The organism is Sedimentimonas flavescens (assembly GCF_025154035.1).
In the GTDB taxonomy this organism is placed as follows: Bacteria; Pseudomonadota; Alphaproteobacteria; order Rhodobacterales; family Rhodobacteraceae; genus Rhodobacter; species Rhodobacter flavescens.
Genome location: NZ_JAOALJ010000006.1, coordinates 28,659 through 39,787, shown reverse-complemented (window position 1 = coordinate 39,787; position 11,129 = coordinate 28,659). Strand labels below are relative to the sequence as shown.

The following is an 11,129-nucleotide window of genomic DNA, read 5'->3' as shown; positions in this document are numbered from 1 at the left end:
CTCGTTTCGCGGGACCGTAGCGGAAGCGCGCGGCGAAGGTAAGCCGTTACGCGGCACCCCACCGCTGCGCATTGGCCTTGATCGCCGCGACGCGTCGTGGCGTCTTGGGGTGGGTCAGAAGCCAGGCGGGGACGCCCTCTCCGGGGTTCTTGGTCAGTGCGTCGAGTTTCTCGAACAGCGAGATCTGCGGCTCGACTCCGATCCCGGCCTTGATTAGCAGGGCCGAGGCGAACTCGTCCGCCTCGAATTCATCGCGCTGGCTGAGGCGCGCGGCCAAGGCTGTCGTCAGCACATTGGCGATCCAGATACCGATGAAGGGCAGCAAGCGGCCAAGCAGCGTCATCAGCAAGATGCGCAGGGCGTTCTGGCCGGAAAAATCGATCATCCGCCGCCGCGAATGGCCGCGGGCGACGTGACCCAACTCATGCGCCACGACCGAGCCGATCTCTTCGGGGGTCACCTCGCCTGCGCGGTATTTCTCCATGAAGCCTTCGGTCAGGAAGATCCGCCCGTCGGGCGCGGCAAGCCCGTTCACAGGGGCGATCTGAAAGACGTGGACGGGCAGGTCGGGCACACCAAGCGCCTCGGCCAGCCGGTCGAGCACCGGCTGCAGCCGCGTGTCGCGCAGGCGGCGTGAGTTTTGATCCAGCTGGCGCTTGAGCGACCAAGCCGAGAAGTGCCACAGCGCCAGGCCGTAGGCGATCAGCAGGATGAAGGGAAGAAAGCGGAGCATGGGCAGAATATGGGGCGCGGGGGCGATGCGGTCAACGATGCCGCCAGAGCCACCAGCCAAGCGCCACGGCCAGCGCGCCCGCTGCGAGGAAGCCAAGCGCGTTCGCCGCCAGATCCGCTGCGGCATCCAGATTGGCACCGAAGACGATCCCAAGCCCCACGTAAAGCGAGACCCAGACGGCCTCGCCCAGGGCGCCAGCAAGGCTGAAGCGGGGATGGGCATAACCCGAGGCCCCGGCTGCCAGATTGACCCAGGGGCCGAGCGCAGAGAACATCCAGCGCGAGAGGAAAACCGCAATGGCACCTTTCTTCTCAAGCTGGTTGAGCGCGCTCGCTACCAGCTTGCCGCGCTTGGTCTCGGGGCTTGGCAGCACCCTCTGCGCGCGCCGCCCGACCCAGAAGCCAGCCTGATCGCCGACGACCGCCCCAACGTAGGCCGCCCCCGCCACGCTAGCCAGTTGCAGATCGCCCGAGGCAACGAAGGCGCCCGAGGTGATCATCATCAGCGAAGACGGAACCGGGATCGCAAGGCAGCTGAGGAAGGTTGTGATGCCAAGCAGCCAAGGCCCATAGACCGGAAGCTGCGCCATCAGCCAGTCGGTGACGCCCACACCTGTCATCGATCCGGCGTCGCCAGTTGGGGCAGGGCCGTGTCGAGCTTTTCAATCAGCTCCGCAACGGGCACGTTCAGCACTTCGGCGATATGCTCCAAGGTGGGCGGACCTGAGCCGACAAGCTCGGGGCCATTGCTGATGCCGATGACGGCGTCGACCTGATCGACCTGCAGATGCCAGCTTCGGGCGATGTAGCGAGGAGTCATCCAGGCTTCGGGGTGCTGCTGGCGATGCTCCGGGTCGGCCCAGTAGATCGCGCGCGCCACCATCCGGCCACCGAAGAACAGCGTCAGCCCGACCGCGAGCGCGAAAACGATCACAACAAGGCGCTGTTCGTGCCAGAGGCGGCGCAGGCGCCTCATCCCAACACCTTCATCGCCCGGGTGATCCCCTCAAGGGTCAGCGGATACATGCGGTTCTCGAATATTTCGCGGATGAGTCCGATGGACTGGGTATAGTTCCACAGCCGCTCCGGCTCGGGGTTGAGCCAGACATTGTCGGGCCATTGCTCGCGCGCACGGGTCAGCCACAGATGCCCTGCCTCCTGGTTCCAGTGCTCGTTGGCGCCACCTGCGTGGGTGATCTCATAGGGGCTCATCGAGGCATCGCCCACGAAGATGCATTTGTAGTCAGGGCCATAGCGATGCAGCACGTCCCAGGTGGGCGTAACCTCATCCCAACGGCGGCGGTTGGATTTCCAGACGCCCTCGTAGAGGCAATTGTGGAAATACCAGTATTCGAGGTGCTTGAACTCGGCCTTGGTGGCCGAGAACAGCTCTTCGACCAGCTTCACATGGGCATCCATCGAGCCGCCGACATCGAGAAACAGCACCACCTTCACGGCGTTGTGCCGCTCGGGCCGGGTCTTGACGTCGATATATCCCGCCTCGGCCGAGGCGCGGATCGTGCCGGGCAGGTCGAGTTCCTCCGCCGCGCCGTGGCGCGCCCATTGCCGCAGCCGCTTGAGCGCGACCTTGATGTTGCGGGTTCCAAGCTCGATGTTGTCGTCGAAATCGCGGAACTCTCTTTTGTCCCAGACCTTTACGGCGCGCTTGTGACGTGACTCGTGCTGCCCGATGCGGATGCCTTCGGGGTTGTAGCCATAGGCACCGAAGGGCGAGGTTCCGGCCGTGCCGATCCACTTGTTGCCGCCCTGATGGCGGCCCTTCTGCTCTTCGAGGCGCTGCTTGAGCGTCTCCATCAGCTTGTCGAACCCACCAAGCGCCTCGATCTGCGCTTTTTCTTCCTCGGTCATGTGGCGCTCGGCCAGCTTGCGCAGCCAGTCTTCGGGCAGATCGACGGCATTCAGGACGTCATCTGAGCTTATGGCTTCAAGGCCCTGGAATGACTCGGAAAATGCGCGGTCGAAGCGGTCCAGGTAACGCTCGTCCTTGACCAGCGCGGCGCGGGCGAAATAGTAGAACTCATCGACGTCATAGGTGCAAAGACCGGCTGCCAACCCTTCGAGAAAGCTGAGATATTCGCGCAGGGAGACCGGCACCCCCGCGCGTCTGAGCGTATCGAAAAACGGCAGGAACATCTCAGATCGCCCGGTCGATCAGGATTGTGACAATAACGCCCAGGGCGCCAAGCGCAATCGCGTGGACGGCAGCATATTGCGCCTTGTCGAACCCGTTTCCGCCCGCGCGGGCCGCCTTGCGGTAGCCCCAGATCGCGCCGATCAGAACCGCTGCGATAACAATCATTCCGCCTCCTAGCGGGCGCCAAGCGCCGCTCAATTCACCTGCGCGCCGGCCTTGGCCAGTAGCGCGATTTCGGTCGCCCGGGCACGTGCCGCTGCATCCGAACCAAAGCCATAGCGCGCCCAGTTGGCCGAGTCGAGCCGCGCCTGCCGCGACGCCTCGGGTTGTCCAAGGCGCGCAAGTGCCTCGGCCCGGATCAGCTGGATGGTCGCAATCAGTGCGCCATTCTGCGCAGCCTGAACCGCCGGAAGGGAACGATCGGCGAGCGTCAGCGCCTGCTCCGCGCGCCCGGTGCCAAGCGCCACGGCGGCAAGCTGCACATCGACATGGGCGATATGGATCGCGGTGCCCGGAATGCCTGCGTAGACCGAGCGGGCGTTCGACAGCGCCTGCACCGCCCCCTGCGGATCGTCGCGCATCGCGAGGCGCCCAAGCGCGAACCAGGCGAAGGCCGCGCGCGTATCGTGCCAGCCCTCGGCCCGGGCGATGCGGAGCGCCTCCTGTGCCGAACCAAGGCGCCGCGAGGGGTTCGACTGAGCACCCAGTGCAGCCTCGATGGCGCTGATATAGGCGCGTGGGGTAGGGCTTGAGTAAGTCTCGAACACCGGCCCGCCGCCGGGGTTGATGCGGGCCAGAACCGTGGGAAGTTGCGCGGCCACCGCGCCTTCGGTCATACCGGAGCGCAGTTCGGGGGCGTTGTAGGCGCGCAGGATCAGCATATCAAAGCGCGTCAGCACAGTGTGGAAGTTGTCGTCATTCCACACCGAATAGGGCAGCCGATAGAGATCGTTCAGCGGGCCGAGGGCCTGGCTGAGCTCTTCATGCAGGCAATCGCGGATCTCTTGCTGCGGCGCGTTGGCGGGGATGAACACGCTGGCGAGGCGCCGCGTCGTAACCTGAGTCCAGTCGGTGCTTCCGCCGCGCCGGTTGCGGCGGAAATCGTCCCAGCCATCGACATTGGGCGCGACGAAACAGGCCGCGTTCGGGACGCTCGATTGCAGCTGGCGCTCCGAGACGAAGGCCACCGTGATGCGGTTGGCCTGACCGGGTGCGGTGGTCACGCTCAGCCCGGCTTCGTTGCGCAGTCGCGCGATCAGACGCTCCAACTCTTCGCGCGCGCCAGAGGGGGCGCCGGGGGCGAGGGTGATCGACACGGGCCCCTCGAAGCGGCTGAAATAGGTCAGATCGCGGCCGGTTTCGAGCGCGAAGGTCAGGTCAAGGAAATCGCGCGCCAGTTGGGCATTGGAAGGCATCGCCGCGCGTGGCGCAGCGGGCGCGGCCATCAGATCCGCTCCGATCTCGGGGATGACATGGCGCGGCTGACTGGCGCGGGTTGAGGGCTGCCTGTCGCCCTGCGGCACGCAGGCGGCAAGCGTGATCGCAATTGCTGCGAGCTGCAAGAACCTTGGGAAGCTGCGCTGGATCACTGAACTGCCATGCGATTCAATCCCGCCCGGATCTGAGTTTCGGTTTAATTGCGACCCGTAACACGCTGATAAATCGTGATTGGTTGCGTCGGGGGCTGTCCTTGCCCCGATCCTCCCACCATCGCATTGCCATCGTCAAGCCTGACACATCGGATCGGTGTGCACAAAAGCACGACGCCCCGAGGTTATCCTCGGGGCGTCGTGTTCGATTCATGAAGAACGCGAGGGATCAGCCCCGTGCGCGGCGCCGACCGCGGCCACCGCCAGCCGCCGCTGCTGCGGCCGAGGCTTCGGCGAAGCTCGCACCTTCCTTCATGGCTTCAAGCACCTTGGCCAGCTTGATCCAGTCGGTGCCGTTGGCGTCGTGATCCATCAGCAGGTTGGCGGCGCGGATGGCCTCCATCTCCTGGCTGCGGACCGGGTTCATGATGGCCGAGGTCATGCCCGCGCCAATCGCCATGGGCAGGAAGGCCGCGTTGACGCCGTGACGGTTGGGCAAGCCGAACGAGATGTTCGAAGCGCCGCAGGTGGTGTTCACGCCCAGTTCGGTGCGCAGGCGCTGCACCAGCGTGAAGACCTGACGGCCCGCCGTGGCCATCGCACCCACTGGCATCACCAGCGGGTCAACCACGATGTCATGCGCGGGAATGCCGAAATCGGCGGCGCGCTCAACGATCTTCTTGGCGACGGCAAAGCGCACGTCGGGGTCTTCCGAAATGCCGGTATCGTCGTTCGAGATCGCCACGACCGGAACGTTGTATTTCTTGACCAGCGGAAGAACCAGTTCCAGACGCTCTTCCTCGCCGGTGACCGAGTTCAGCAGCGGGCGGCCCTCGGCGGCCTCTAGGCCCGCGGCCAGCGCGGCGGGGACTGAGCTGTCGATGCACAGCGGCACGTCGGTGATCGCCTGAACGCGGGCGATCAGTTCGGCCATCAGCGGCGGCTCGACAAAGTTGTTGTCGGCATAGCGCGGGTCTTCGGCCATCTTGTTCGAGAATACCGCACCCGAGTTGATGTCGAGCACCGTCGCACCGCAGGCAACCTGCTCCAGCGCGTCCTTTTCGACGGTCGTGAAGTCGCCCATTTCCAGCTCGGCGGCCAGCTTCTTGCGGCCGGTGGGGTTGATCCGCTCACCGATGACGCAGAAGGGCTCGTCAAAGCCGATCACGACAGTCTTGGTTTTGGACTCGATTACGGTGCGGGTCATGATCAGCCTTTCGTGTGGTCCGCGATCCAGGTCGCGTTGGTCGTGATACCCCCGAGGGGGAAGAAATGCACGGCCTCAATACCGAAGTTCGGATTGGCGGCCTTGTGGGCGGCAAGTTCGGCCACCAGTTCGGTCGGCTCGAAGGGCATGAGCAGCTTGGTCACGTCCTTGGCGCGCTTCTGCAGCACGCGCAGCGAGGGGCCGACGCCGCAGGCGATGGCGAATTTGAGCAGCGTTTGCAGCTTGGCCGGGCCCGCGACGCCGATATGGATCGGCATGTGGATGCCATTGGCGGCCAGGTGGTCGGCCCAGGCGATGATCGGCTTGGCCTCGAAGGCGAATTGCGTGACGATCGCCATGTCGGCATCGGTGCGCTCGGAATAGGCCTGCTTCCAGCGCAGGGCCTCCATCACCACGCGGTCGCCGCCATCGGCGTCGATGTCGCGGTTGCCTTCCGGGTGGCCGGCGATGTGCAGGCGCGAGAAGCCGTTGAAGGCGCCGCTTTCGATCAACTGCATCGAGTTGTCGAAACTGCCCGCCGGATTCTTGACGCCGCCACCGAGCAGAAGCGCCTGATGCACACCAGCCTCGCCCTTGTAGCGGGTGACCCAGTCGTTCAGCGTGGCCTCGTCCTTGATGATGCGCGCCGGGAAATGCGGCATCGGCTCGAAGCCTTCCTCGCGCAGGCGCTTGGCCGTGGCGAGCATCTCTTCGATCGGCGTGCCTTCGATATGCGCGATATAGACGCGCGTGCCCTTGGGCAGGAGCGGCCGGAAATCGTCGATCTTGGACGCGGTGCGCGGCATTACCTCGATCGAGAAGCCTTCCAGGAAGGCGGTCACGACCCCGTTGGTGGGGGCTTCGGGCTCGCGGCGGAAGTTCAAAAGCGCCATTCCTCTCTCCGTCAGGCAGGCGGGGAAGCTTCCCAGCCGTCGTTGTTGATCAGCGCGGCGATGCGCGCCGCGTCGTAGTCAGAGAGAATCCGGGCGAGCTCGGCCTCGGCGGCCTCTTCGTCCGAGCCTTCGCGCAGCCCCATGACGACTTTGCGCCACTCGGCCAGATAGGCGTCGCTATCACGGGCGCCGATCTTCATTGCGCAGCGGTCGATAGCCTGTTCGAAGCGCTCGGGCAGGGGCTTCTTGACCCCGCGCCGCCCTTTCCCGGCGATGATCTGTGCCGGGATGTCGCGCCAGAAGACGATCGTGATCTCTGCCATGATGATTCCCTCTCTCTCAACAGATACGCCCGGATGCGACGCGCCCGATGACGGATTTCGACATTTGACGAGGGGTTGGCGACCTCGCTGCATTTGCTTAGCCAAAGCGCGGCTTTCTTGCCACCGCAGGGGATCGGAAAAATTCGCATCATAAAGATGAGGATGCCTCATGGCGTGAAAGGGCGCCGACACGGATACGACACCTTGAACCGTGACGTGCAAGCCGCTACCTTGAGGGTAACTTGAAATCGGAGGGCGTGAATAATGGCGCCCAGGCGTCCCCGGTCCGCGGGCGCGTTCCCGAAAACGGTTGAGCCGACCGCGACCCAAACCGCCGAGAAGGGCGAGCTTTATGCTGCGCTCGATCTTGGCACCAACAGTTGCCGGATGCTGATCGCCCGACCGAAGGGCAATCAGTTTCAGGTCATCGACAGCTTCTCGAAAGCTGTTCAGCTGGGTCAGGGCCTTGAGGCCTCGGGCCGGCTTTCGCGCAGTTCTATGGCGCGCACGGTTCAGGCCCTGCAAATCTGCCGTCGCAAGATCGAGTCACATGGCGTCAAGCGGATGCGCCTTGTCGCGACCGAGGCGTGCCGCCGTGCCGGTAACGCGCGTGATTTCATCCGCTTCGTGCGGCGTGAAACCAGCCTGCCGCTGGAAATCATCCCGCCTGAAGAAGAGGCGCGGCTTGCGGTGATCTCCTGCGCTTCGCTGGTCAATGCGCGCACCGAGCAGCTTCTGGTCGTGGATATCGGCGGCGGCTCGACCGAACTGGTGTGGATCGACATCTCGCATGTGCCACCGGTCGAGCGCGCGCGGGCCATCATGCGCCTGTCGGGCGGCTTCAATCAGCCCGAGGGCCCCGAGCCTGCCGCCCGCGTGGTCGACTGGATCTCGGTTCCGCTTGGCGTGGCGACACTCAAGGACCAGTTCGGCGATGTCGAGGATGACGCCGCGCGCTTTGCCCTGATGAGCTGGTTCTTCGAGGAGAAGCTTGCCGATTTCTCGCCCTACAGCCTTGGCAGCCCGCATGAGGGCTTTCAGATCATCGGTACCTCGGGAACCGTGACAACGGTGGCCGCCTGCCATCTGGGGCTGAAACGCTACGACCGCACGCGGGTCGATGGTCTGACGATGACCTCGGACCAGATCGACACCGTGATCCGCAGCTTCCTTTCGCTCGGCCCCGAGGGGCGCCGGGCCGACCCGCGCATCGGGCGTGACCGGCACACGCTGATCATGTCGGGCGCGGCAATCTTGCAAGCCCTGATGCGGGTCTGGCCGACCAACCGGATGTCGGTGGCCGACCGCGGACTGCGCGAAGGGCTGCTTTACGCACAAATGGCCGCCGATGGCGTGCTCGAAGAATTGGGACCGATCAAATGACCAAGACCCCCACCGGCAAGAATACCTCTGGCCGTGGCCAGCGCGACCTGCGGGTGCGCGTCAAGACCGCCAAGGGGCGCAAGCTCAGCTCGACGCTCTGGCTGGAGCGGCAACTGAACGACCCCTATGTGGTGCGCGCCAAGAAAGAGGGCTATCGCGGCCGCGCCGCCTACAAGATCCTTGAACTGGACGAGAAATACCGCTTCCTCGTGCCCGGCGCGCGGGTGGTGGACCTTGGCTGTGCGCCCGGCGGCTGGTGCCAGGTCGCGGTCAAGCGGGTGAATGCTCTGGGCGAGAAGTCGGGCAAGAAGGTCGGGACCGTGCTGGGGGTGGACCTGCAAGAGGTCACGCCGATCGCCGGTGCCGAGATCCATCAGCTCGATTTTCTTGAAGAGGGGGCCGAGCAGCGCGTCAAGGATTGGCTGGGCGGCAAGGCCGATGTGGTGATGTCGGACATGGCGGCTTCGGCCTCGGGCAACCAACAGGTCGATCACCTGCGCATCATCTCGCTCTGCGAGGCCGCCGCCTATTTCGCCTTCGACGTGCTGGAAGAGGGCGGCACCTTCGTCGCCAAGGTTCTGGCGGGCGGGGCTGAGCAGGAATTGCTGACCGTTCTCAAGAAGAACTTCGACAAGGTCGCCAACGTCAAGCCGCCGGCCTCGCGCAAGGATAGTTCCGAGAAATTCGTCGTTGCGCAGGGTTTCCGTGGCAAGCGCCACGAGGAAGGCGCCCCGAGTGCCGAGGACTAAGGTCTAACACGATCTGCGACCTACGGCGTTGCGCCGCGGCTGGAACTGGCTAATCTCTGGTCCGGGACGGGTCAGAGAGAGGGGAGGCTTTCGCCATGACGTCGCATAATCGGAACGCGGCACGTAATCACGTCGAGATCGTGCGCTCGGTCGTTGCCTCCTCCGCCGCCCTCGGGCGCGCGGGTTTTGCGGCAAGCTGGCGCCGCTCGATGATCCATCACAAGCTCGACCCCGGTCAGCACCGCGCGCTGGAGCGCCTCTCGCAGCCCGAAATGCGCGCGCGGCGCGAGGAGTCGGGCCTGCTGGTGCAGATTGCGGCACCGGTGCTGGACCGGCTGGCCCGCGCGGCCTGCGATGCGGGGTGCTCGGTGCTGCTGTCGGATGCGGACGGGCTGGTGCTGGATGAACGGGTGCGCGACGGCGACCGCGGGCATTTCCATGCGTCGAACCTCGTGCCGGGGTCGGACTGGTCCGAAGGGGCCGAGGGCACGAACGGTATCGGCACCTGTCTGGCCGAGGGGCGGCCTGTCGTCGTCTGGCGCGACCAGCATTTCCGCTCGACCAACACCGGGTTGACCTGCATGGGTGCGCCGGTCTTCGGGGCCTCGGGCGAGTTGGCTGGCGTGATCGACGTAAGCTCCGCCCGCGCGGATATGACCGAGGGCTATGCGCGCCTTGTCGCGCTGACGGTGCAGGACGCGGCGCAGCGCATCGAAGCCGATCTGTTCCGCGCGTCTTACGAGGGGGCGCGAATCCTCTCGACCGGCGCGGGTGAAAGCGCGCCGCAGGGGGTGATGCTCTTGGCGCTGGACCGCGACGATCTGGTGATCGGCGCCACCCGCGCGGCGCGGCGCCATCTGGGGATCGAGGAGAACCAGATCGGTCGTCTTCCCGCGAACGACCTTTTCGATCTTGGACGTCGCGAGACGCTGAGCGGCCTGGACGAGGCGCAGCGGGCCGCGATGGCACGGGCCTTGGCGCGCAATGGCGGCAATGTCTCGGCGGCTGCGCGCGATCTGGGGATTGGCCGCGCGACCTTCTATCGCAAGGCCAAGGCGCTTGGGCTCGAGGTCTAGAGCGCCAGAACCAGCCCGAGCCCCGTCACCGAGACGAAGACCCAAGCCAGCGCACCCAGTGCCAGCGGCCGCAGGCCCTTGAGGCGCAGCTTGCCAATATCGGTTTCCAGCCCCATCGCGGCCAGCGCAGTGGTCAGTAGGAAGGCAGAGGTGCTGGCAATCGGGCCGTGCAGCGCGTCGGGCAGGATCGCGGCGGAGTTCAGCGCGACCGCGCCCACGAAGCCCAGAACGAACCACGGCATCGGTGCGCGCCCCGTGGCCTCGCAGCGCCCCGAGCGACGCGCGAGCGCGCCAAGGCTGAGGATCAGGGGCGCGAGCAGCATCACCCGGCTCAGCTTGGCGACGGTTCCGGCCTGACCCGCAGCCTCTCCCTGCGCGAAGGCAGCGCCGACCGCCTGCGCGACCTCGTGGATGCTGGCGCCCGCCCAGAGGCCATAGGGTTCGGCGGCCAGATGCAACACTCCTGCGAGCAGCGGAAAGCCCAACATCGAAAGCGTGCCGAAGACGGTGACACAGGCGATGGCATAGGCCGCGTCCTCATCGCGCGCGCGGGTGACGGTGTTCACCGCCAGCACCGCGGAGGCGCCGCAGACGGCGCTGCCCGCGGCGATCAGCTCGGACAACTTCCGATCCACGCCAAGCACATGGCCAGCCGCCTTGGTGAACAGGAAGGTCGCAACCAGCGTCAGGGCAATGGCCATTAGCCCCGGGACGCCGACCTCGACCAGTTGTTCAAGCGTCAGGCGAAAGCCGAGCAGCACGATCCCGGCGCGCAACACGGGCCGCAGCGCGAAGGCGATGCCGGGTGCCGCCGCGCCGGGCACACCGCGCGCATTGCGGATAAGGATGCCCGCCAGCATCGCCAGTACCATCGGGTTCAGCGCCGCGATGCCAGAGGCCTGCTGCGCCAGTGTTGCAACCGCAGCGATTCCGGCAGCAAGCGCCAAGCCCGGCGCGAGCCGGGAAAGCAGAGGGGCGGGAAGGGCGGTGGTCTGGGACATGATCGGCTCCGTCAGGGTAGA

At 65.6% G+C, this 11,129-nt stretch carries 13 protein-coding genes; 3 read left to right on the top strand and 10 right to left on the bottom strand.

What is annotated here, in order from left to right; translation table 11 throughout:
- Positions 1-46: 46 nt before the first annotated feature.
- The 9 genes from N3C64_RS12000 to N3C64_RS11960 form a co-directional block, all read right to left on the bottom strand.
- Positions 47-733 (bottom strand): M48 family metallopeptidase, encoded by a 687-nt coding sequence (locus tag N3C64_RS12000; protein WP_218629792.1) that lies wholly within the window; start codon positions 731-733, stop codon positions 47-49.
- Between the two features lie 31 nt (positions 734-764).
- Positions 765-1,352, bottom strand: a complete 588-nt coding sequence (locus N3C64_RS11995) for a DedA family protein (protein ID WP_260014640.1) — start codon at positions 1,350-1,352, stop codon at positions 765-767.
- Complete coding sequence (locus N3C64_RS11990; RefSeq protein WP_260014638.1) at positions 1,349-1,708, bottom strand: hypothetical protein; 360 nt, start codon at positions 1,706-1,708, stop codon at positions 1,349-1,351. The genes N3C64_RS11995 and N3C64_RS11990 overlap by 4 nt, the downstream gene beginning before the upstream one ends.
- Complete coding sequence (locus tag N3C64_RS11985; protein ID WP_218629795.1) at positions 1,705-2,886, bottom strand: vWA domain-containing protein; 1,182 nt, start codon at positions 2,884-2,886, stop codon at positions 1,705-1,707. Before N3C64_RS11985 ends, N3C64_RS11990 begins: the two co-directional genes overlap by 4 nt.
- A gap of 1 nt (position 2,887) precedes the next feature.
- Positions 2,888-3,052 (bottom strand): hypothetical protein, encoded by a 165-nt coding sequence (locus N3C64_RS11980; RefSeq protein ID WP_218629796.1) that lies wholly within the window; start codon positions 3,050-3,052, stop codon positions 2,888-2,890.
- Positions 3,053-3,081: 29 nt separating this feature from the next.
- Positions 3,082-4,449, bottom strand: coding sequence for a DUF2927 domain-containing protein (locus N3C64_RS11975; protein ID WP_260014635.1), 1,368 nt, complete (start codon positions 4,447-4,449; stop codon positions 3,082-3,084).
- A 256-nt stretch (positions 4,450-4,705) separates the two neighbouring features.
- The gene (locus N3C64_RS11970; RefSeq protein WP_218629797.1) at positions 4,706-5,683 is read right to left on the bottom strand and encodes a methyltetrahydrofolate cobalamin methyltransferase; all 978 of its coding nucleotides are present in this window, start codon (positions 5,681-5,683) and stop codon (positions 4,706-4,708) included.
- A gap of 2 nt (positions 5,684-5,685) precedes the next feature.
- A complete protein-coding gene (locus N3C64_RS11965; RefSeq protein WP_260014633.1) occupies positions 5,686-6,576 on the bottom strand; it encodes a methylenetetrahydrofolate reductase in 891 nt (296 codons plus the stop codon).
- A gap of 11 nt (positions 6,577-6,587) precedes the next feature.
- The gene (locus N3C64_RS11960; RefSeq protein ID WP_218629799.1) at positions 6,588-6,899 is read right to left on the bottom strand and encodes a virulence factor; all 312 of its coding nucleotides are present in this window, start codon (positions 6,897-6,899) and stop codon (positions 6,588-6,590) included.
- Between the two features lie 264 nt (positions 6,900-7,163).
- Between N3C64_RS11960 and N3C64_RS11955 the strand changes: the two genes are divergently transcribed.
- From N3C64_RS11955 to N3C64_RS11945, 3 genes are all read left to right on the top strand, one after another.
- Entirely contained in the window at positions 7,164-8,282 is a 1,119-nt protein-coding gene (locus N3C64_RS11955) for a Ppx/GppA phosphatase family protein (protein WP_218629800.1), read from the top strand.
- Entirely contained in the window at positions 8,279-9,031 is a 753-nt protein-coding gene (locus N3C64_RS11950) for an RlmE family RNA methyltransferase (protein WP_218629801.1), read from the top strand. Before N3C64_RS11955 ends, N3C64_RS11950 begins: the two co-directional genes overlap by 4 nt.
- Positions 9,032-9,126: 95 nt before the next feature.
- Entirely contained in the window at positions 9,127-10,107 is a 981-nt protein-coding gene (locus N3C64_RS11945) for a GAF domain-containing protein (protein ID WP_260014630.1), read from the top strand.
- On the opposite strand, the gene N3C64_RS11940 is transcribed toward N3C64_RS11945, so the two are convergent.
- The gene (locus N3C64_RS11940) at positions 10,104-11,108 is read right to left on the bottom strand and encodes a YeiH family protein (RefSeq protein ID WP_260014628.1); all 1,005 of its coding nucleotides are present in this window, start codon (positions 11,106-11,108) and stop codon (positions 10,104-10,106) included. The two genes, N3C64_RS11945 and N3C64_RS11940, sit on opposite strands and share 4 nt — an antisense overlap.
- Positions 11,109-11,129: the final 21 nt, after the last annotated feature.